This is a genomic window from Streptococcus sp. 20925_1_22 (genome assembly GCF_041431685.1).
Lineage (GTDB): Bacteria > Bacillota > Bacilli > Lactobacillales > Streptococcaceae > Streptococcus.
Window position 1 is genome coordinate 110,850 of record NZ_JAPVYE010000001.1, and the last position, 21,989, is coordinate 132,838.

Annotated in this window: 23 protein-coding genes and 3 pseudogenes; 21 read left to right on the plus strand and 5 right to left on the minus strand. The window is 42.5% G+C overall.

Annotation, left to right across the window (positions count from 1 at the left end):
- Nucleotides 1–65: 65 nt before the first annotated feature.
- The 6 genes and pseudogenes from O3621_RS00560 to O3621_RS00585 all read left to right on the plus strand — a co-directional run.
- Nucleotides 66–1,010 carry a S41 family peptidase gene (locus O3621_RS00560; protein ID WP_371513261.1) on the plus strand — a complete coding sequence of 315 codons (945 nt, stop codon included), beginning with the start codon at nt 66–68 and terminating at the stop codon, nt 1,008–1,010.
- A gap of 63 nt (nt 1,011–1,073) precedes the next feature.
- Entirely contained in the window at nt 1,074–1,499 is a 426-nt protein-coding gene (locus tag O3621_RS00565; protein WP_314450217.1) for a GNAT family N-acetyltransferase, read from the plus strand.
- Between the two features lie 15 nt (nt 1,500–1,514).
- Complete coding sequence (locus tag O3621_RS00570; protein WP_314450216.1) at nt 1,515–1,973, plus strand: GNAT family N-acetyltransferase; 459 nt, start codon at nt 1,515–1,517, stop codon at nt 1,971–1,973.
- A 130-nt stretch (nt 1,974–2,103) separates the two neighbouring features.
- Complete coding sequence (locus O3621_RS00575) at nt 2,104–2,340, plus strand: DUF2829 domain-containing protein (protein WP_002899859.1); 237 nt, start codon at nt 2,104–2,106, stop codon at nt 2,338–2,340.
- A complete protein-coding gene (locus O3621_RS00580; protein ID WP_314450215.1) occupies nt 2,333–3,031 on the plus strand; it encodes a 3-oxoacyl-ACP reductase in 699 nt (232 codons plus the stop codon). The genes O3621_RS00575 and O3621_RS00580 overlap by 8 nt, the downstream gene beginning before the upstream one ends.
- A gap of 148 nt (nt 3,032–3,179) precedes the next feature.
- Nucleotides 3,180–3,296 (plus strand): annotated as a pseudogene (locus tag O3621_RS00585) (GNAT family N-acetyltransferase); the annotation flags it as partial.
- A gap of 190 nt (nt 3,297–3,486) precedes the next feature.
- On the opposite strand, the pseudogene O3621_RS00590 reads toward O3621_RS00585, so the two are convergent.
- Both O3621_RS00590 and O3621_RS00595 read right to left on the minus strand, forming a co-directional pair.
- Nucleotides 3,487–4,068, minus strand: a pseudogene (locus O3621_RS00590) (DUF6796 family protein); the annotation flags it as partial.
- A 186-nt stretch (nt 4,069–4,254) separates the two neighbouring features.
- A pseudogene (locus O3621_RS00595) lies at nt 4,255–4,518 on the minus strand (transposase); the annotation flags it as partial.
- Between the two features lie 26 nt (nt 4,519–4,544).
- Between O3621_RS00595 and O3621_RS00600 the strand changes: the two are divergent.
- From O3621_RS00600 to O3621_RS00670, 15 genes are all read left to right on the plus strand, one after another.
- Nucleotides 4,545–4,694, plus strand: a complete 150-nt coding sequence (locus tag O3621_RS00600; RefSeq protein ID WP_173361594.1) for a hypothetical protein — start codon at nt 4,545–4,547, stop codon at nt 4,692–4,694.
- A 49-nt stretch (nt 4,695–4,743) separates the two neighbouring features.
- Nucleotides 4,744–5,193, plus strand: a complete 450-nt coding sequence (locus O3621_RS00605; protein ID WP_314450209.1) for an ASCH domain-containing protein — start codon at nt 4,744–4,746, stop codon at nt 5,191–5,193.
- Nucleotides 5,194–5,285: 92 nt separating this feature from the next.
- Nucleotides 5,286–5,912 (plus strand): PadR family transcriptional regulator, encoded by a 627-nt coding sequence (locus O3621_RS00610; protein WP_314450207.1) that lies wholly within the window; start codon nt 5,286–5,288, stop codon nt 5,910–5,912.
- Nucleotides 5,913–6,309: 397 nt separating this feature from the next.
- Nucleotides 6,310–7,104, plus strand: coding sequence for a hypothetical protein (locus O3621_RS00615; RefSeq protein WP_125336726.1), 795 nt, complete (start codon nt 6,310–6,312; stop codon nt 7,102–7,104).
- Nucleotides 7,105–7,231: 127 nt separating this feature from the next.
- Nucleotides 7,232–8,611, plus strand: a complete 1,380-nt coding sequence (glmU, locus tag O3621_RS00620) for a bifunctional UDP-N-acetylglucosamine diphosphorylase/glucosamine-1-phosphate N-acetyltransferase GlmU (protein ID WP_314450204.1) — start codon at nt 7,232–7,234, stop codon at nt 8,609–8,611.
- A gap of 8 nt (nt 8,612–8,619) precedes the next feature.
- Nucleotides 8,620–9,162, plus strand: coding sequence for an NUDIX hydrolase (locus O3621_RS00625; protein WP_314450202.1), 543 nt, complete (start codon nt 8,620–8,622; stop codon nt 9,160–9,162).
- 20 nt (nt 9,163–9,182) lie between these two features.
- Entirely contained in the window at nt 9,183–9,605 is a 423-nt protein-coding gene (gene macP / locus O3621_RS00630) for a cell wall synthase accessory phosphoprotein MacP (protein WP_002894824.1), read from the plus strand.
- A gap of 76 nt (nt 9,606–9,681) precedes the next feature.
- Nucleotides 9,682–10,374, plus strand: a complete 693-nt coding sequence (locus O3621_RS00635) for a 5'-methylthioadenosine/adenosylhomocysteine nucleosidase (protein ID WP_002914682.1) — start codon at nt 9,682–9,684, stop codon at nt 10,372–10,374.
- A 13-nt stretch (nt 10,375–10,387) separates the two neighbouring features.
- Nucleotides 10,388–10,696, plus strand: coding sequence for a DUF898 family protein (locus O3621_RS00640; RefSeq protein WP_314450199.1), 309 nt, complete (start codon nt 10,388–10,390; stop codon nt 10,694–10,696).
- Between the two features lie 111 nt (nt 10,697–10,807).
- On the plus strand, nt 10,808–12,349 hold the full coding sequence (locus tag O3621_RS00645; RefSeq protein ID WP_371513267.1) for an ABC-F family ATP-binding cassette domain-containing protein: 1,542 nt from the start codon (nt 10,808–10,810) through the stop codon (nt 12,347–12,349).
- 163 nt (nt 12,350–12,512) lie between these two features.
- Nucleotides 12,513–14,558 (plus strand): Sgo0707 family adhesin, encoded by a 2,046-nt coding sequence (locus O3621_RS00650; RefSeq protein ID WP_314450365.1) that lies wholly within the window; start codon nt 12,513–12,515, stop codon nt 14,556–14,558.
- Between the two features lie 89 nt (nt 14,559–14,647).
- A complete protein-coding gene (locus O3621_RS00655) occupies nt 14,648–16,108 on the plus strand; it encodes an isopeptide-forming domain-containing fimbrial protein (protein WP_314450364.1) in 1,461 nt (486 codons plus the stop codon).
- A 57-nt stretch (nt 16,109–16,165) separates the two neighbouring features.
- A complete protein-coding gene (locus O3621_RS00660) occupies nt 16,166–17,623 on the plus strand; it encodes an isopeptide-forming domain-containing fimbrial protein (protein ID WP_314450363.1) in 1,458 nt (485 codons plus the stop codon).
- A 69-nt stretch (nt 17,624–17,692) separates the two neighbouring features.
- Nucleotides 17,693–19,135, plus strand: a complete 1,443-nt coding sequence (locus tag O3621_RS00665) for an isopeptide-forming domain-containing fimbrial protein (RefSeq protein ID WP_314450361.1) — start codon at nt 17,693–17,695, stop codon at nt 19,133–19,135.
- Nucleotides 19,136–19,207: 72 nt separating this feature from the next.
- On the plus strand, nt 19,208–20,095 hold the full coding sequence (locus O3621_RS00670) for a class C sortase (protein ID WP_314450360.1): 888 nt from the start codon (nt 19,208–19,210) through the stop codon (nt 20,093–20,095).
- A 169-nt stretch (nt 20,096–20,264) separates the two neighbouring features.
- Here the strand turns inward: O3621_RS00670 and O3621_RS00675 are convergent, their stop codons facing one another.
- From O3621_RS00675 to O3621_RS00685, 3 genes are read right to left on the minus strand one after another with little or no spacing between them, the layout of a single operon-like run.
- Nucleotides 20,265–20,501 carry a zinc-ribbon domain-containing protein gene (locus tag O3621_RS00675; protein WP_004192963.1) on the minus strand — a complete coding sequence of 79 codons (237 nt, stop codon included), beginning with the start codon at nt 20,499–20,501 and terminating at the stop codon, nt 20,265–20,267.
- 35 nt (nt 20,502–20,536) lie between these two features.
- The gene (locus O3621_RS00680; protein WP_314450357.1) at nt 20,537–21,355 is read right to left on the minus strand and encodes a peptidylprolyl isomerase; all 819 of its coding nucleotides are present in this window, start codon (nt 21,353–21,355) and stop codon (nt 20,537–20,539) included.
- 54 nt (nt 21,356–21,409) lie between these two features.
- The gene (locus O3621_RS00685) at nt 21,410–21,829 is read right to left on the minus strand and encodes an NUDIX domain-containing protein (protein ID WP_314450355.1); all 420 of its coding nucleotides are present in this window, start codon (nt 21,827–21,829) and stop codon (nt 21,410–21,412) included.
- Nucleotides 21,830–21,989: the final 160 nt, after the last annotated feature.

A 21,989-nucleotide genomic window follows, 5' to 3' on the forward strand; every position in this document is an offset into this window, starting at 1 on the left:
TGGAAAACGTGTCTCTATTTTGCTATAATTAGCTCAGAAATCCTCAAAAGAAAGGTTGTGCAATTATGAAAAAAGTCCTTTTAGGTTGCTTGGGGACAGTACTGGTTTTGCTTGCTCTTTTAATAGGTTTTCTGGCCTACTTTGGTCCAGACTATGGAATTTTTCTTTTTCCACCTAGTCCGCAGGACTACGCCCGCTCGGTTGTGAAAAAGCTTGATTTCGGTCTTTATACGGATAAAGATTGGGAAAATGAGAAGAAGAAAGCCTTAGAGAAGCTTGAATCAGCCAAGACTTATCAAGACACCTATCCTGTCTTGGAAAAATTAACCAAAGAGGCTGGCGGAAAGCATTCTTATTTTTTAAGTCCACAGGATAATCCCGAAAATAGTCCAGAAAGCAAAAACCAGCCTGAAGTGCAGAATCGGGAAGGTATTCTCTATTTAAAAGTTCCTGCTTTCACTGGTGATGCACAGGCAGCGAAGGCTTATGCTGAGAAACTTTCAGCGGCTCTTAAAAAGGATGATTACCAGGCGGTTGTAGTGGATTTGAGAGATAATACCGGCGGGAATATGTATCCAATGATTGCTGGACTGTCCTCTCTTTTGCCTGATGAAGACCTCTTCCAATTCGTTGAAAAAAATGGAAGCAAGAGCGCGGTTTCTCGATTAGATATTCTGAAGCAGATTGGTCTGGAGCAGACTGATGAGAAAGCAAAAAAAGTGCCAATAGCCGTCCTTACCAATGAACGTACAGGAAGTTCAGGAGAAATGACTGTTTTAGCTTTTAAGGGACTGGAAAACGTTAAAATATTTGGTCAGCCAACGGCAAGCTATACTACGGGAAATAATTATTATCAACTGTATGATGGAGCGGTTTTGCTCTTGACTACCTCGAGTATCCTAGATCGCACGGGCAAGCTTTATGAGAATGAGGCAATTCAGCCCGATGTCCTAACAGACCAGCCTTTAGAAGAGGCGGAGTCTTGGTTGAAGGGACAGATAGGAGAATAGTTCATTGAAAGCAGTCAAAGAGACTGCTTTTCTGCTATAATAAAGAGAAGAACGAGGTGACAAATGATTCGTAAAGTAAAACTAAGTGACGCCGCAGCTATTCAGCGACTTAATGCTGAGTGTCTGGGCTATGACTTTGATAGGGAAGCGACGGAGGCTCAACTGAAGAGGCTGCTAGAGAATGACCAGCATTTGATTTTGGTTGCTGAAGAAGGCGGACAGGTCATAGGCTACGCTCATGCGGCTAGCTACGACTGTCTCTATTTCCCGTCCATGCTCAATCTCTTGGCTTTGGCCGTCGCTCAGGATTCTCAAGGGCAGGGACATGGCAGAGCGCTGATGCAAGCTTTGCGTGAAGAGGCAAAAGCCGCAGGCTACACAGGGGTTCGGATTAATTCAGGTATTTCACGTTCATCAGCCCATGAATTTTATCGCAGTCTTGGCTGCAGCGAAAAAGCAGACCAAAAACGCTTTTATTGGGAATTTTAGAGAAAGGAGGAGTAGATGATGATTGAACCACTAAACCAGCAACATGCTTTGGAAATTGCTAATGCTTGGCATTATGAGGCGCCTTATGACTTTTATGACATGAAAAATGACTTGGAGGATTATGAAGAAATGGTTTCCCCTGAAGCGCGTGGGGACCGTTATTATCAAGTACTGAGTGAAGGGGAACTCTATGGATTTTTCTGCTTGGAGCAGAAAGGAGAGCGAAGTTTAGAGCTTGGTTTAGGGATGAAGCCGGAGCATTGCGGAAAAGGTCAGGGTGCTACATTCTTGCAGGAAATTCTGGACTTTATCATGGAAATTTTTGCACCACAAACCCTAAAGCTATCCGTTGCTGACTTCAATCACCGAGCCCAGCAGCTTTATCTCAACATGGGCTTTGAAGTGGTGAGGCGCATTCCGCAGGAAAGCAATGGCGATATTCATCTCTTTGTGGAGATGGAGAAGAAGGTCTAATTTTAGACTTTGTTGCAAAGTAGCAGATAAACCTGTTGACAGTCAAGCAAAAGTCGTCCAATATACTTATGACTGCTGAAGGCTAGTAGGGAATTTATAAATGAATATCAATAAACAAAAGGAGAAAACCATGACATTTGAAGAAATTTTACCAGGCCTTAAGGCCAAGAAAAAATATGTGCGCACAGGCTGGGGCGGAGCGGAAAACTACGTCCAGCTCTTTGATACGATTGAGCAGAATGGGGTGGCTCTTGAAGTGACACCTTATTTCCTGATCAATGTTTCAGGCGAAGGAGAGGGCTTCTCCATGTGGAGTCCGACTCCTTGTGATGTCCTCGCGACAGATTGGGTGGAAGTAGATGACTAAGACGGTACTGGTGACGGGAGCTAGCTCTGGCATCGGCCGAGCTCAGGCTCTGACCTTTTTGGAAAATGGGTACCGCGTCTACGGGGTGGACAAGGATGAAAATCCTGGCTTTCTCAATGAGCTTCGTTTTGTCAAGATGGATTTGACAGGGGATTTGACACCGCTCTTTACTAGCTTACCTGAGGTGGATATTCTCTGCAATACAGCAGGTATCTTGGACGATTATCGTCCCCTGCACGAGACCAGCGACGAGGACTGGGACCATATTTTTGCGCTCAATCTGACCGCTACCATGAAAATCACCCGCTTTTACCTACAGAAAATGTTGGAGAAAAAGTCTGGTATCATCATTAACATGTGCTCGATTGCTAGCTTTCTGGCTGGCGGCGGCGGTGCTGCCTATACAGCCTCTAAGCATGCTCTGGCTGGCCTGACCAAGCAGATAGCCTTAGACTATGCGGATAAAAATATCCAAGTGTTTGGCCTAGCGCCAGGCGCTGTCAAGACAGCTATGAATGCCACAGATTTTGAGCCAGGCGGACTGGCAGACTGGGTTGCTGAGGAAACGCCGATCAAGCGCTGGTTAGATCCTCAGGAAGTGGCAGACATCAGCCTCTTTCTAGCCAGTGGTAAGGCAGCTGCTATGCAGGGCGAGATTATCAAAATCGACGGCGGCTGGAGTTTGAAGTAAGTGAATGAAGAATGCGAACAATGAGAAAGCTAAGAACCTTTTCCAAACCTGGACCAAAAACATGATTCACTATAGCTTATCTGCTGGTCTAGAGCAGTTCTTTATGAACGCTCCCGAGATATCCCGCTTTTACCAACTAGGAAATTTTATCTTTCCTCTCTGGGATGCGCACAATGAAGCCTCCAAGAAGGTCGCAGAAAGCTTGGGCTATCAGTGCCTAGGAGCTTATCCGGCTTATGAATGGAAAGGGACTTTTGACCAATGAAGAAAAAACCAAACCTATTTCTTAAAATATATCATTGAGGCTGTGAAATCAGAAGAGCTAGATGATGATTTCTATTTGTACGCTAAGGAAAATGGAGAACTGAATTTTCAAGATAGCTACTTGCTTCCTTGTTGGTAAAGTTTTTGTCCTTTAGGGCAAAAATCATGGCTATTGTTATCATTAAAGCAAACCAAAAGGCGGGAATGAGAATAGGAGAAAGCATTTCGCGAAGGGCTGGTGCAATAGCGCTGAGTAGCCGACTAAGGAGAATTCCTGTTAAGGGAGTTGTTAGGGCAAACCAGCGCGGGTAAGCCGTTTTCTTACTCAAAACGAGGATAACAATAAATAGGAGAAGTACAGCCATAAGTACGAAATAAATAAGCAGAAAGTTATTTTTCACTATTGAAAAGCTTTCTAGTAATTTTGCAATATCGGCAGAGGGATTATGGGCATACAGCCGCGAAGTGGCGGCAAAATAGAAATAGCTGGTGTGGAGGAAAACACAGACAGTCATGAGAATCCAAGCTCCTACTATTCCTAGCCATTTTTGTCTCAGCCCGATAGAGAGGATATAGACGCCCATTCCTAAAAGCGGGAAAAGAAGTAAGGCATAGCCTGCAAAATCAACTTTCCAAGCTGCTAAATCAGGCATGTGCTGCCAAAATCCCTTTCCAAAACCGTCAGAGATAGCAATCAATATATCTGCAACATAAATCAGCCAGCTTCCTAAAATAGACCAGGGAGCCCAGCGACGGATCGTTTTTTGAGTCATAAGCGCCTCCTTTAGACTTGTGTTGCTAACATTTTACCAAAGGTTTGTTACGGAAGCAAGTCTCGAAATGCCTAGAGGCTATAAAATGGTGTCTGCTTTCTATGTAAGGGGATGAAATGATTTCAGAAAGTGTGGGAAATGTTTGATTTTTGGGCTCTTTGTCAACTGTAGTGGGTTGATGAGAAGTTATAATCTGGAGAGGAGTAAATCAGTCCTCTCCTTTTTGATGTTCAAAGCGATGAGGATTCTAGTTTTAAAATTGTCAAAGTTCCGAAATCCGAAAGCGTTTCGCTTGATGACTTTGATGAGGTTGTTAGTAGCTTCTAGTTTTGTGTTTGAGTAGGGCAGTTCCAGTGCGTTCAGGATCTTATCCTTGTTTTTCAAGAAGGTCTTAAAAACAGTTTGAAAAATAGGATTTACATAAGAAATGGTATCTTCAATGAGTCCAAAGACAAGTAAGGGAGCAGGAGCTGGAGTTGATTTATTACGGTGAAGATTTTGCGGATGTTCTCTTGTCAGTTATGGAGCAGAAAGCAGAAGCAACTGACCAAGAGTGTTTACAGGCTCTGCTTTACTATTATGATCATGATGACTTTATGGATTTTGATAAAGATACAGTTTTGTAGGAAGATGTTTATAAACAATAATTATCATTTTAGAAAGACAGGAGAAATGATGACCCCAAAAGAAATGTGGCAAGCATACAAGAAAATCAATCCGGCGATTGGTGACGAGATTGATGCCTGGGCCTTCGGTGTCCAAGCAGACCAACTGGCTGATTTGGTGCTTCGTGGTGAAAAGACAGCGACGGCTTCGGTCTATGAGCTCTATAAGTTTGAAAATGAGCCTCTACCTCAAGTAGGAACTTTCGATATCATACTAGACAGCCGGAATAGAGCCGTCTGTATCATCGAAATCACCAAAGTCTCTGTGCTGCCTTTTAATGAGGTTTCAGCCGAACACGCCTTTAAGGAAGGAGAAGGAGACAAATCCTTGGCCTACTGGCAACAAGTCCATCAGGAATTTTTCACGGAGTGTCTGGCGGAAGCCGGTTTGGAATTTTCCCAAGAAACGGGTGTCGTCCTAGAAGAATTTCGCAAGGTCTATCCGCTGGATCAAGCTTAAGTCTATTTTTGAATAGGCTTTTTGTTTGCCCTTGATAAATCGAAACAAAAGTGTTACTGTTAGGTATATAAAAATCGTGATTTGGAGGAGAAATGGATAAATTAATTTTAGGCTTACTCATGATAAAGCATTTTACAGTTTATGAAATTCGTCAGGTGATGCGGCAAAATTTCAGCTCTATGTGCAGCGATAGTCTGGGAAGTATCCAAGCAGCCTTAAAAAAACTGTCCCAGCAAGGAGCAGTGACTTATTCGGAGTACGTAGAAAAAGGAAAAATGAAAAAGGAATATGCCATTACTGCTTCTGGACGAATCTTGTTTTTGGAGTGGCTTAAAACGCCTATCGACATGAGCAAGAACAAGAACATGGACTTGGGGAAATTCCTCTTTATGGGTTATCTACCTAAGAAAGAGCAGCTTCAGATGCTGGATTTGACCATTGAGGGACTGGAAGTTGAAGTCCAAGAGTTTGAAGCTGTCAAAGACGCGATTCGTTTTACGGAGGAGCAGGAAAAAGTAAAGGCCTATCTAGAGCAGAACAGCCATCTGGCTACAGAGCTGATAGAGACCAGTCAGGCGGCTGATTTAGCTGAAAGTATTTCCCAGATTGGCTATTTTGAAATAAAGACGCTCGAATTTGGGCTGGATTCTGCCCGCTTTCAGTTAGACTGGTTTACCAAGCTTCGCCAGCAGTTGGCTGAAAATGAGAAAGAGGGCTGAGATACTAAGTATTCGAAAAGTAGTGGATACTTGCCTTGTTGATACATTTGGCAATGACTTTGAGAGTTTGAAAAACCAATTAGCATTTTTTCCGCTACAGGATATATCGACTATGTACTTGTAAATGCGGTTTATCGGGACCAAGGGATTGTCAGTCAACTTCTGACAAAGGATTTAAAGAACTAATCTGGATGGAACAATTGGCCGATAAAGAAGAAAATCTTAATGGAAAGACAGAAAGTGATTAAAGCCTGTAATCTATATAAATCCATAAGGCCAAAGAAACTAATTTTTTACGAGTCTTCAAAGACCGTTTCTGAAAAAAGATTGAAAATAGCTCGAAAAAAGCTTATAATATAAGCTATAAAACGACAGTAAGCTTCTAGGAGGATTGATTTTGAAGAAGGTCCATTTTTTTATCATTTACGGCTGTGTCTGCTTTGTACTGATTGGCGGAACCTTTCTTTATACTTACTTTAAGCCTGGAGGAATCGCAGAAGCTCTTGAATCCCGCTTTAAGCTGTCTGCTGTAGTGGATGCATCCTTGAAAAAATTCGATCATGATAGTTTCTACATGGATCGGCTGTCTGAGTCGACCTATCTAGAAGGCTACAAAAAAAGAAAAGCTGAGACCGTTAAACAGCTGACTGTTTCAGATTCACCTTATTTAGCCAAGCTTTACGAAACCTATGATGATCAAGAACTGACCCATTATTTCAGCGAAGATCGGATGTACTTGGAAGAGAAAGACGGCTTTGAGACGATTGATGACACCGACTCACGGAAACATATCAATGGTTATTCGGGCATGTCCTCCTTTAAGGCTTTGCTGCAGGTCATGGTAGATAATGAGTCAGAACTAACTAAGAAAAAAGTGGAAGGCGGCTATGAGTTTTCGGTGACAGCAGAAGGTGATTTGGCCTATGACCTTATCGATGCCTTCTACTATGCTTATAATGATGAACATTATGATACAACCATCGATATTGAGAAGTGTCAGGTTGCCTTTGTGGTTGACACTAAGACTCGGACTATCCGCTCTATTGATATGACTATGGATTTGGACGAAGATACAGCTTTAGATGGAGAATTGATTTACTTCAAGCAGCGGGCTGTCTTCAAGGACTATGGCAAGGCAAAAGTCCATCTTCCAAAGAAAATCAAAGAAAAAGAAGCAAAATCAGCTGTTTAAAGGCTGATTTTTTTGTGCAAAAGTTTTTTTGTTGCAGATTTTTATGGGGTTGGCTTGATTTTAAATTTTTAAAAATTACCTTTTAGTGATATAATAAAGGTGATATCCTACAGAAAAGAGATAATTGATGACAAATTACGCGATTATTTTGGCTGCGGGTAAAGGTACTCGCATGAAGTCAGATTTACCCAAGGTACTGCATAAGGTTGCAGGGATTTCCATGCTGGAACATGTATTCCGCAGTGTCAATGCCATTAATCCAGAAAAGACCGTGACGGTTGTTGGGCACAAGGCAGAGCTAGTCGAGAAAGTCTTAGCAGGTCAGACAGACTTTGTCCGTCAGACTGAGCAGCTAGGAACGGGTCATGCCGTTATGATGGCAGAGCCTGTTTTGGAAAATCTGACAGGTCAGACGCTGGTTATTGCTGGAGATACTCCCCTGATTACAGGAGAAAGCCTGAAAAACTTGATTGACTTCCATATCAACCACAAGAATGTTGCAACTATCCTGACAGCAGAAGCAGATAATCCTTTCGGCTACGGCCGTATCGTACGCAATCAGCACGACGAAGTCTTGAAGATTGTTGAGCAAAAGGATGCTTCAGACTTTGAGCAGCAAATCAAGGAAATCAATACAGGGACTTACGTCTTTGACAATGCCCGTCTCTTTGAAGCCCTCAAAAACATCAATACCAACAATGCTCAAGGCGAATACTATATCACAGATGTGATTGGCATTTTCCGCGAAAATGGTGAAAAAGTCGGCGCTTATACGCTGAAAGACTTTGATGAAAGTCTGGGGGTTAATGACCGTGTAGCTTTGGCTACAGCTGAGAGTGTTATGCGCCGCCGGATTAACCAGCAGCATATGGTCAACGGTGTCAGCTTTGTCAATCCTCATGCGACCTATATTGATGTCGATGTAGAAATTGCGCCAGAGGTTCAAGTTGAAGCGAATGTGACTCTGAAAGGTCACACTAAGATTGGGGCAGAGACGATTCTGACCAATGGTACCTACATCGTGGACTCTGTCATTGGAGAACGGACCGTTATCACCAACTCCATGATTGAGGAGTCAAGCGTTGCAGATGGAGTAACGGTTGGGCCTTACGCTCACATTCGTCCAGGTTCTAGTCTGGCTAAGGATGTCCATGTCGGCAACTTTGTTGAAGTTAAAGGATCGTCAATTGGAGAAAATACCAAGGCTGGTCATTTGACCTATATTGGAAACTCTGAAGTCGGCGCTAATGTCAACTTTGGTGCGGGTACGATTACGGTTAATTATGATGGTCAGAAGAAGTACAAGACTATCATTGGCGACAATGTCTTTGTTGGTTCCAACTCGACCATTATTGCCCCAGTTGAGCTGGGTGACAATTCACTGGTCGGTGCGGGTTCTACTATTACCAAGGACGTACCAGCAGATGCCATCGCTCTGGGACGTGGCCGTCAGATTAACAAGGAAGATTATGCTAAGCGACTTCCTCATCACCCTCAAAATAAGTAGGTTTAATCATGGAATTTGAAGAAAAAACCGTCCAACGGACGGAGATTTATCAGGGACCGATTTTTAAAGTGGTTCAGGACCAGGTGGAGCTGCCAGAAGGCAAAGGTCAAGCCCAACGGGATTTGATTTTTCATAATGGGGCGGTGGCTGTGATTGCTATCACTTCGGAAAATAAGATGATTTTAGTCAAGCAGTACCGCAAGGCCATTGAAGCGACTTCTTACGAGATTCCAGCTGGCAAGCTTGAGCTAGGAGAGAATGCAGATCCCCAAGCGGCTGCCCTCCGAGAATTAGAAGAAGAGACCGGCTACACAGGACAGCTGGAGTTGGTCTATGATTTCTACTCTGCCATCGGTTTTTGTAATGAAAAAATCAAGCTCTACAGCGCCAGCCATTTAACAAAGGTCGAAAACCCTCGTCCCCAAGACGAGGATGAAACATTGGAACTTTTTGAAGTCAGTCTGGAGGAGGCACATCAGTTGTTGCAAAATGGTGACATCTGTGACGCCAAAACCATTATGGCCCTTCAGTACTGGGAACAAAAAATCTGAATAAATAGGAACGTAGATCAATGGGAAAAGCTTTATTAACAGATGAAATCATTGAGCGGGCCAACCGCGGTGAGGATATTTCGGGGCCACCTCTCATGGATGACGAGGAAACCAAGATTCTTTCAACTGGCAGAAGCTCCTTTAACTCGCAGCAGTCTAGCCGACAGGATACTCAGTTTGGCTATCAAAGCCCTCAAAACCGCTTTGGTTATGAAGAAGCTCGGTCTCAGCAGAATCAGAGTCGTTTTGGCTATCAGACTGCTCAAAACCAAGAGGAGTTTACGGATGAGACTCTGCACATTGAGGTAGATCCGACCGTGACTAAGAGCCGTCGGATTGAAAATCAGAAGCGGAGCCTCTTTCAAGCCAAACTCAATAAGATTCTCCTTTGGGTAGTTATCCTACTGATTGGTTTGATTGCTGCTATTATTTGGTGGCCTTAAAAACCTGCTCTATTGCACTTAAAAGGAAGCCTAGCCTGTCTAAGCTTCTTTTTCATCAGATGATTTGAGGTATTATATGAAAATTGGAATTATCGCAGCCATGCCTGAGGAGTTGAAGATTCTGCTGGAGCATTTAGAAAATCCGCAGAAGCACTTGCGTTTGGGCCATGTCTATCATACGGGCTCCATCGGCTATCATGAAGTGGTGTTGGTCGAAAGCGGGATTGGCAAGGTCATGTCCGCTATGAGTGTAGCTGTTTTGGTCAATGACTTCAAGGTAACAGCCGTGATTAACACAGGCTCAGCTGGAGCAGTGGCAGAAGGTCTGGCTATCGGCGATGTGGTGGTCGCAGATCGTCTGGTCTACCATGATGTGGATGTAACTGCCTTTGGCTATGACTACGGTCAGATGGCACGGCAGCCGCTTTATTTTGAAGCGAGCCGCTATCTGGTTGCTGAAATGAAGAAAATTTTGGAAAAAACCCATCAAAAGGCCAGAGTAGGTTTGATTGCGACAGGTGACAGTTTTGTTGCTGGTCAAGACAAGATTGACCGCATTAAGGAGCATTTTCCAGATGTTTTGGCTGTTGAGATGGAGGGCGCAGCTATTGCTCAAGCCACACATTCGATTGGCCTGCCTTTTATGGTTATTCGCGCTATGAGCGACACAGCTAGTCATGATGCTAATGTCACTTTTGATGAATTCATTCTTGAAGCTGGTAAACGCTCGGCAGAAACCCTGATTCAATTTCTGAAAGAGTTGGTTTAAAGGGAGAGAAAGTATGTACAAAGAGTCTTATTTTGATGGTGGTCTCTTTTCTTACATCGGTCATGTGATTTTGGCTACCTTGATTACCGTTTTTACACTGGGAATTTGTGCACCTTGGGGCATGTGTGTTTTGTATAATTGGAAGATAAAACATACAGTTATTGACGGGCACCGTCTTTACTTTGATGGTACTGCCATGCAGCTGTTTGGAAATTGGATTAAGTGGTGGCTCCTGACCATTGTTACCTTTGGTATTTATGGCTTTTGGCTGAATATCAAACTGACCCAGTGGATTACCAAGCATACACATCATACGAATTGAGAACAAGCAAGCGAGACTTAAGTGGCTCGCTTTTCCTTTTCTTCTGTCTTGCCAAAAAATCCCTTTTGATGGTATAATCAAGGAACTGCAATCAATGATAGAGGAGAAAAAATGAGTATCTTAGAAGTAAAAAATCTCAGCCACGGTTTCGGAGACCGGGCTATTTTTGAGGATGTATCCTTCCGACTGCTCAAGGGTGAGCATATCGGCCTAGTCGGTGCCAATGGCGAGGGAAAGTCAACCTTTATGAGTATTGTGACGGGTAAAATGCTGCCGGATGAAGGCAAGGTCGAGTGGTCCAAGTATGTGACAGCTGGCTATCTGGACCAGCATGCTGTTTTGGAGCAAGGCCAATCTGTCCGTGATGTTTTGCGCACAGCCTTTGACGAGCTTTTCAAGACCGAGGCTCGTATCAATGAAATCTATATGAGCATGGCTGAGGATGGAGCGGACGTTAATGCCCTGATGGAAGAAGTGGGCGAGCTGCAGGACCGCTTGGAGAGCCGAGATTTCTATACTCTGGATGCCAAGATTGACGAAGTTGCACGGGCACTAGGTGTCATGGACTACGGTATGGAAAGCGATGTGACGGAGCTATCTGGTGGGCAGCGGACCAAGGTTCTCTTGGCTAAGCTGCTTCTGGAAAAACCAGATATCCTGCTCTTGGACGAGCCAACCAACTATCTGGATGCTGAGCACATTGACTGGCTCAAGCGTTACCTACAGAACTATGAAAATGCCTTTGTTCTAATCTCGCATGATATTCCTTTCTTAAATGACGTGATTAATATCGTCTACCATGTGGAAAATCAGCACTTGACTCGTTATTCTGGCGACTACTATCAGTTCCAGGAAGTCTATGAGATGAAAAAATCTCAGCTGGAAGCAGCTTATGAGCGCCAGCAGAAAGAAATTGCGGACCTTAAGGACTTTGTGGCTCGCAATAAAGCCCGTGTGGCGACTCGTAATATGGCCATGTCCCGCCAGAAAAAGCTGGATAAGATGGATATTATTGAGCTACAAAGTGAGAAGCCAAAGCCTACCTTTGACTTCAAGCCTGCCCGCACACCTGGTCGCTTTATCTTCCAAGCCAAGGATTTGCAGATTGGTTACGACCGTCCGCTAACCCAGCCCCTTAACCTGACCTTTGAGCGCAATCAGAAGGTGGCTATCATCGGGGCAAATGGGATTGGGAAAACGACCTTGCTCAAGAGTTTGCTAGGGATTATCCCGCCTATCGAAGGTCAAGTCGAGCGCGGGGACTATCTGGAGCTGGGTTATTTCGAGCAGGAAGTCGAAGGCGGCAATCGTCAGACACCGCTGGAAGCAGTCTGGAACGCCTTTCCGGCTCTTAACCAAGCAGAAGTCCGAGCAGCTCTGGCCAGATGTGGCCTGACTTCCAAGCATATCGAGAGCCAGATTCAAGTCCTTTCAGGTGGAGAGCAGGCCAAGGTCCGCCTTTGCCTCCTCATGAACCGAGAAAATAATGTTCTGGTGCTGGACGAGCCGACCAACCACCTGGATGTCGATGCCAAGGAGGAACTCAAACGGGCGCTGAAAGAATACAAGGGTAGCATTCTCATGGTCTGCCATGAGCCTGATTTCTATGAAGGCTGGATGGATCAGATTTGGGATTTTAACCAGTTGACTTAAGAGCATTGATTTTAATTAAATTGAAAGTTGACAATCAAGAGAAATTTCAAGTCTAAAAGGTGATCAATTTTATTTAGACACCTTGACAAATATGTAAAGAACTGCTAGTATATCCATAAGCAGTTTTTTTGAAGACTAAACGGAAATTATTATGAAATACCTTATGAAAAAATATGTTAAGTCATTTCTATTTGGGTTGACTTTTATTTTTGTGCTCTCTTCTTCAGCAGTATATGCTGTTACGGAGCTTACTGAAAACACGAATCTATCAACGCTTGATATTTATCAGTTTACCTTGACTCAGGATAATATGGAGGTCCTAAGTCAAGGCGCCTCGGTCGAAAGGGATTTTATCCCAGCTAATGGAAACTGGAAAGAAAGTACGGTCTTCTCGTTAAGAGTAGATAAAAACCAAACTCAGCAAACCTTTAATAGCCCCATTCAATTGCGGTTTAACAATGCAGGTATTGTTAATGGCAAGGCTGTTGATGTTTATGTGACCTTCCACAGTATAGACACTTATCTGGTTCAGAGAAATGCAGATTACCAGAATCCAAACAAGACGCTTGTTCCCTTTCTGACAGTGGATGAAAACTGGGGAAGCAAATCCATCCAGATTATGGACTATATTTGGCCACCGCATCCGACTCTTACTCATGATATGCATGGAAGCTTTGCTCTGGATACGGATGTTACTGCAGAATTGAGATATCAGGACGGAACGCCCACAGATCTAAAAATGGTCATGTTGCCCTCCGATATTGATGTGGTCTACAATGCACTCGGTCGAGAAGAAAACTTTTCAATCTATGATAAAGATACGGCACTAAATAAAATCGTAAAAAACACTTCCTATGCCCTTAATGAAACTCTAGCGGGCAATAAAACGACATGGCACCCTACAAGGAGTACGCAGGGAGGCAGTGACGAACACAATGTTTCAGGATTTGCGGTTCGTTCTGAAACCAATGCCATTCGATTTGATTTTACAACAACGGCAGTCAGCGGCGGTTTGTTTGGCTTTTATACAGAGACGCCAAAGGCACCAGAGAAGCAGGCTTCAAAGGATAAGCTTCCTGCCCTTGTCGGAGAATCTCTAAATTATACGGCCAAATTTACTATATCGACCCCTGGTAAGGACATCATTGGCTCTCTATCTTCAATGCAGATGGTTGAGACTTTGGACGATCGTTTGGATTTTCAGAGTTTGACTCTTCAATTGGACGGTCGGACATTAACCCAAGGTGCTGACTATACAATGGCCAGAGATGGACAAAAGGTATCGGTGGCAATCAATGCCAAGCACCTGATCAGTAGCAATGCTGGAAAAGAATTTACTATTATATACAAGACAAAAACAAACGATAACATTTTACAAAATAGGGCACCTATTGAAAATAAGGTCATACAAGAAATTGATAATATTCCTGTTTCATCAGAAATCGTTACAACTAATGTGCTCTACAAGAAAAGTTACCAATTTGAAAGTGGAACGCGAGATAAATCTCTTCCTCAAGAAGTTTTGAATCTGCTACCGCAAGATCAACATGACCTAGAAAATGGTTCGATGGTTACACCGGATTCTCCAAAAGGGAATAAAAGACTAGTCAGTACTTCAGAAGGAAATTGGGTTTTCAAAAACTATAATAAAGAATCTGACACTATTCAAAATCAAGATGTACTTTTCACTGGAATATGGAATTTTCAAGAATACGAAAAGCCAAGAAAAGAAGTCTTCAATAAAAATAATGAAAATATTGATAACCAAGAAGTCAAGGCCAATGACGTTCTAACCTATAAAATTATCTACAAGAATACCAGCGATAGGGAGTTGGATGTCACCATTACAGATGAACTACCTGAACATACGGACTATGTCAATGGTTCAACTGTATATGATGACTTTGCTAATAGGAGATTAACTTGGAGAAGAAGGCTGGAACCAGAGGAGACAGTAGAAGTGTCCTTTAAAGTCCGAGTGGATCAGGATGTAGATGGGCACATTCTTCAAAGCTCAGCTAGGGTATCAACTGACCTCTTCTCTTTAGAAACAAATTGGACCAGTAATCCAACGGCATTAAAAAAGTATGTCCTTCCAGAAACAGGCGGGAATGGAACTCTCTTATACCTCTCGGGGGGCTCTATCGTCACAGTGGGGTCAGCGCTTTGGCTGTTTGTCCGAAATAAACGATATAAGAAATTTCAATAAAGAAAAAGATAGGAAATCACGAAAGCTTTGAAGAGGAATGGGATACCTCGAAGACCAAGCTTGAGTGAAGATAAAATTAGGAGATTATGATGAAAAAGATAAAACAGCTGGTCATGACGGTCTTGGTCTTTGTCCTGACTTTTTCCGGCCTACCGGTCGTATCAGCAGACACGACTTATACCATTCAGCTGACTGGGACATCAACGGGCCATACTTACGAAGCTCACCCGATTTTTCTGGGAGACCTCGATCCAGCCACCAATACTCTTACCAATATCAGATGGGCTCCGGGGATTTGGGATTCTGGTAAAAGTAGATTTGGAGATGCGGCCGACAAAGCAGCCTCTTTAAGTGGCAAAGGGGATGATTCGCAAGAAGCAAGAGAGTTTGCTCAGGAAATTTCCAAGTACCTATCCGGCGGTGGACGAAAAACAGTATCGGGACAAAATGGAACAACGACTATTTCTGGCTTGGCTCCAGGCTACTATTTGATTAAGGAAATAAATAATACCCTATACAAAAAAAATGAAGCATACACTCGCTTTATGCTACAGGTGGCAAGAGATACGACAGTAGCAATTAAGTCTGATGTTCCTAGTCTTACCAAGGTTACCAAGTCAAGTACAACGGGAGAGGAAACGACTATAACGGATTACTCTATCGGTGATACAGTTCCATTCCAACTGACGGCGACACTACCAAGAAACTTGGATGATTATTCTGAGTATGAGCTATCTTTTAATGATAGTTTAATGCCAGGTTTGACTTATAATAACGATGCGCAAGTTTATCTAAAACGTGGTGATGAAGAAAGCTTGATAACCGACCATTTTAATATTTCTATAGAATCGTCCCGTAATCTAACCATAGCTGCTAGTAATTTGAGGCAGGTACCAAATATAGATGCTTCTAGTAAGATTGTGGTTCGTTACACTGCTCAACTGAATCAATATGCAACAACACATGCCAGTGCCAATACTAATATGAATGTGGCTAGTCTAAGCTTTTCTAATAACCCTAATACGGCTTTGGCAAAATCAATCGGGACAACACCCCAAAGCAAAGTTCAGATCCATACCTACCAACTTAATGTCTATAAGGTGGATGAAAGAGGAGGAGCTCTTCCAGGAGCAGAGTTTACTCTTTATAAAAAAGTAAACGATCAGTATGTAAAGGTTGGATCTACACAAGAATACAAAAGAAGTAATTTCTCGGGATTTAAAGGACTGGGATCAGGAGATTATAAACTAGTAGAAACGATCACTCCAAAAGGCTACAACGCCATGAAGGATATTGAGTTTAGGCTACGAGCAACCTACGATCCGACATTGCCAATTACCCGAACCGCTATTCAAGCAACTTCAGATAGAGCAACTTTTACTTATGAATTGACAAATGGAATTTTTACTACGAAAATTGTCAATAAAAAAGGAGCTCTTCTGCCAAACACTGGTGGAATCGGAATGACTATCCTTTACCTGAGCGGTACAGGGCTTGTGCTAGGTGCAGGAATCTTATGGATGTTAAAGAAAAGAGTGAATAAAAAATAGGATAAAATCAGAAGAACTGAACGGGAAATCAGTCTCTTCCTCAATTAGGAGATTATGATGAAAAAAATAAAACAACTAGTCATGGCGGTCTTAGCCTTTGTCTTGACTTTTTCCGGCCTACCGGTCGTATCGGCTGATACAACGACCTACACCATCCAACTGACTGGAACGACAGCTGGTCACACTTACGATATTTATCAGATTTTTTCAGGGACTTTAGATGCTAGCAAGACCTTAACCAATATCGAGTGGGGCTCGGCAGTTAATCAGGCGAATATTGAATTCTACATGGGGACAGCAAGTGCGAAAGCTGCCAGCCTCAGTGGTAAAGCTAATGACTCTGAAGAAGCAAAGACTTTTTCAAAAGACATCATCCAATACTTAACGTACGGACCTACTAAGGTAGTTTCTAGTCAAGACGGAACAACAACTATTTCTGGCTTAGAGCCGGGTTACTACTTGATTAGAGATAGATATAATTCATTGGCAGGTAAAGAAGGAGAAAGCTATACTCGTTTTATGTTACTAGTTTCAAAGGATACTAATGTAGTCATAAAATCAAGTTCTCCAACCATTACTAAAAAGGTGAAGGCAAGTGACTCCAATACATACTCTTCAGCGACTGACTATGCCATTGGCGACAAGGTTTACTTTGAGCTAACAGCAACTCTGCCGAGCAACTATGCTGACTATTCTTCCTATCAATTGGTCGTCGATGATATCATGGCGCCAGGGTTGACTTATAATTACGATGCTCAGATTATTCTAAAAAACGGCAATGAAGAGACAGATGTTACAAGTAAGTTTCAATCTGGTCTCAATTATGAAGGTGATGGCACTAAACTGACTATTGCTCATTACTATCTAGATCGATTAAGCGATGTGACAATAACAGCTTCTAGTAAGTTTATCATTCGTTACAGTGTGACGCTGGGAGATAAGGCTATCACTGGGGTAGCTGGTAATGAAAACAAAGTGAATTTGACTTATTTAAACGAGCCAAACGAAAAAAATTCTAATTCTACAGCAAAAACACCTGATAGTAAAGCCAAGGTTTACACCTACCAGCTGAAAGTGAATAAGGTAAAGGAAAATCAACAAGCTTTAGCTGGCGCAGGATTTACTCTTTATAAGAAGGTCAATAACCAATACACTGAAATCAAGAAGTTTGAAGCTAGCTCTGAGACCACTTTTGATTTTAAGGGGCTTGATTCTGGTGACTACAAGCTGGTTGAAAGTACAGTTCCTGCAGGATACAATGCTATGAAAGATATCGAGTTTACTATTTCAGGAACAATCGACTCCACAGGAGCCTTGACAAACCTGACAGCAACTTCAGCAAACGCGACATTTGAGACCGATGTCAATACGGGTATTATTACCCTGAAAGTGGTCAATAAGCAAGGTGCTCTTCTGCCAAACACAGGTGGCATCGGAACAACCATTCTTTACCTAGTCGGCACAAGTCTGGTTCTCGGAGCTGGAGTGCTCTTTGTAGTCAAAAAACGTGTTTAAACAAAATAAAAGGAGAACTAGAGGAAGTGATGAATGTTTCATTCATCTCCTTCCTCAAAGGAGATTATAATGAAAAAAGTAAAACAACTATTGATGACCGTCTTGGTCTTTATCCTGACTTTTGCAGGGCTACCGGTCGTATCGGCTGATACAACGACCTACACCATCCAACTGACCGGAACAACAACTGGTCACACTTACGAAGTCTATCATATTTTTTCAGGAACTTTAGATGCTAGCAACACCTTGACCAATATCGAGTGGGGTCCTGGGGTTACTGGAGCAGGTAGAACTCATTTTGGAGATGCTTCTGATAAAGCGGCTTCTTTGAGTGGTAAGCAAAATGACTCTGCAGAGGTCAAAGCCTTTGCCCAAGAATTGGACCAATATTTATCAGGTGCAGGTGTAAAAAATGTTAAATCCCAGCAAGGTACGACAACCATTTCAGGACTAAAACCTGGTTACTATCTTATTAAGGACAGTCGGGGATCATTGGATAGTAGAAGTGGTCAAGCCTATACTAGATTTATGCTACAAGTGGCCAAGGATACAACTGTAGCCGTGAAAGCAGATGTTCCAACTCTTACAAAACAAGTTCAAGCTAATGGCTCTCAAAATTATACTGCAGCGACTGAATATAGAATCGGACAAAACATTCCTTTCCAAATTACCGCAACTCTTCCAAGCAACTATGCTGAATTTTCGCAATATGTATTTACAATCAAGGATACGATTCCTGCTGGAATGACCTATAATAATGATGCTCGAGTTTATCTAAAAGAAGGTGGAACGGAAAAAGACATTTCAACATTTTTCCCAATTTCCTATACAGGCAATGTCATTACGATAACTGCTGGTGATCTTAAAGGTAATCAAGAAGTAACAGCATCTAGTAAGATTGTAGTTCGCTACACTGCAAGTTTAAACAATTATCCTATAATGGGTGGGGTAGGAAATCCTAATATAGCTAGCCTGACCTATTCAAATGATCCAAATGGAAATAATTCTTCAACTGCTGAAACTCCTGAAACCAAGGCTAATGTCTATACCTACCAGCTAGAAGTGAATAAGGTCAAAGAAAACCAAGCAGCTCTTGCTGGTGCAGGTTTTACTCTCTATAAGAAGATCAATAACCAATACACTGAGATTAAAAAGTTTGAAGCTGGATCAAACAGCAGATTTGATTTTATGGGGCTGGATTCGGGTGACTACAAGCTTGTGGAAAGTACAGTTCCAGTGGGCTACAATGCTATGAAAGATGTCGAGTTTACCATTTCAGGTACAATCGACTCCACAGGAGCTTTGACAAATCTGACAGCAACTTCAGCAACCGCGACATTTGATTCTAATGTCAATACTGGTGTAATCACCCTGAAAGTGGTCAATAAGCGAGGTTCTCTTCTGCCAAATACAGGGGGAATTGGAACGACCATTCTTTACCTAGTCGGAACTAGCCTTGTACTTGGTGCTGGAGTTCTATTTATTATCAAGAAACGCGCAGACTCCAAGTAATCTTAGGGAGAAAGGAAGAGGTAGATGAAGTATACTATCTCTTTTCCTTTCTTGTGCGACTGAATAAATGTTATGAAAAAACACCTTATTAATTTTTTACTAATTTTATTTTTAGTCAGTGGGATAGGATTGTTGATTTACCCTACTGTAAGTGAACTTTGGAACTCTTATCATCAGTCGCAAGCTATTTCAAACTATGAGAATAAAGTAGAAAAGCTTGACACGAGTAAAGCAGATGAGATGAGAGCGGCTGCAGAGTTCTATAACCAAACCCTTGAAAAAGGAGTTGTCCCTAACTATCGTCTTTCAGAGGAAGAAAAAAAGACTTACAATAGCCTATTAGATGTTACAGGGACTGGCATTATGGCTTATGTGGAAATTCCCACGCTAGGAACCAACCTTCCCATTTACCATGGGACGGATGATGCTATTTTGCAAGTAGCAATTGGACATATTCCAGGAAGTTCACTGCCGGTTGGTGGCCAAGGGACCCACTCAGTCATATCAGGCCACCGAGGTTTGCCTTCAGCTAAGCTGTTTACTGACATTGACAAATTAAAAAACGGCGATCGATTTATGATCCATCTCTTGGGAAAGACTATCACCTATCAAGTGGATCAGACCTTGACAGTTGAGCCTGATGATATTTCTTCTTTGAGCGTTGACCCAGAACAGGATTATTGCACACTAGTTACCTGTACCCCTTACGGGATAAATAGTCACCGCTTGTTGGTTAGAGGTCACCGAGTTCCGAATGAGAAGAAGATTTCCAAATCAAGCAAGAAGAAGACGAACGTGATTCCTTGGATTTATATATCTATCATCCTTCTTGTGCTGATCTTTATTTTGATTCTCCTTTACGTCAGAAGAAAGAAAAAAAGAGCAGAGCTACGTCTTAAAACAGGTTTGCGCTCAGCCGTTTATCGCAAACAGAACAAGAAGGGGTATCATGCTAAATGATTTATGGAAATAGGAACAGTTATGTGAGAGTTAATGAAGAAGACAATTCCTTTTTTATCAAGGCAACAGTGCTTTATTCTTAAAAATCCTCACAAGATAAGATAACTAGTCTTCATATTTTACTCCTACAAAAAACGACTGATACAAGATTTGTCTCAGTCGCTTTTTATTAATAATTCAAAAACTGCTCGATTTCCTGCTTTTCAATCTGCTTGCCGTGCTGGCAGACTGGGCAGGTGAGGTAATGTTTTCTACCGTAAGGAAAGGTTGGAATCCAATAGAGTGTAAACTTTCGACCGGTTTCAATAATGTCCCAAGGTGCAACATTGTGGCAGTTGGCACACTCGATATTGCTTTGGGTCTGTCCTAAGTTTTTCTGATAACCTTTATATCCCCAGATAATCATATTGATTTCCCTCCTTAATTGGTTGGGCGGTCAGCTTATTTGCTGAAGTCATAGTCCTTGATAATCTCGATTTTTTCAATCTTGATATCTTTTTTAGGCTTGTCGTTGTCGTCTGTTTCTGCGGCAGCGATTTTGTCCACCACATCCATCCCTTCCAGCACTTGGCCGAATACGGTATAAGCTCCGCCATCTAAAGTAGGATTTCCACCGTTTTTATAGGCTTCGATGATCTTAGCTGGGAAAGAATCCGTAGACATTTGGCTAGACAAGTCTTTCTTGCTTTGATTGATGAAGAACTGACTGCCATTGGTACCAGGGCCTGCATTAGCCATGGATAGGGCACCACGAATATTATAGAGATATGGAGAATACTCATTTTTAAAGCCGTTTCCAGAGTCTTTAGACTTGTCTTTGCCCTTCCAGATAGACTCGCCTCCAGTGCCGTTGCCTTTAGGATCTCCGGTCTGAATCATAAATTCATTGATAACGCGGTGGAATAAAACGCCGTCATAGTAGCCTTCCTTAGCATGGGTCAGGAAGTTTTCAACGGCTAGTGGGGCTTGTTTTGGAAAGAGCTTGATGCGGATATCGCCTTCAGTCGTTACCAACTTGACTTCCGCTTCATCTTCAGCAACTTCTGTAGATAGCTGCGGAAAATTGGCATTTTCGTTGGTCATGGCATCCTTGAATTGCTCACGGAGTTTGCTGGTTTCCTCTGGGTCAGAGCTAGAGCTCACTAGCAAAGAACTGCTGGATGAGTTGGAGGAGCTAGTAGTCTCCTCTTTCTTACCTTTACCAGAGCAGCCAGCCAAGACAAGTCCTGATAAGAGGCTAATAAGAAGAATTTTTTTCATATAAGACCTTTCTCATATTAGATTGTAAACTACTGATATTTTACTACAATTAAGCTAGTTTTTCAAACCCTCCTGTGTCAGACAATCCAGAAGCATATTTTTAAGTCCTGCTGGCCGTAAGTTTAGGTTGCGAATTGCTTCTATATCTAGCCATTCAGGCTGATAGAGATTCTGGGCATGACTGCGAAGGGCTTCCTCGCCCTGAATCACTGGGGCTGATGTATGGCTGATAGCGGCATGAAAATAGATTTCTAAGCGTTGGCCATTTCTGAAAGTAAAGGCTGGCTGCAGCTGCTTTTCAGACAAGCTCCAACCCAGCTCTTCCTGAATTTCTCGCTGAGCTGCTTTGACTGCAGTCTCACCTGACTCGGCTCCGCCGCCCGGTATCACAAAATACTCTTCTCCATTTTTCCAGCGGTGGATGAGTAGTATTTGCTTGGTTTCGGGATTGAAAAGAATGACTCCGGCTCGCATTATTTTCCTTCTGAAATATTTTTACTGTTAATTAGAATTTCTCTATATTCTAACATAAGAACAAGAGTTTTGCTTGGACTTGTTAAAAGTATGGTAGAGTGAACAAATCATCTTGATGTAATTAAATTTTATCTAAAGAGAGAGCTTAATAGCAGGCGAA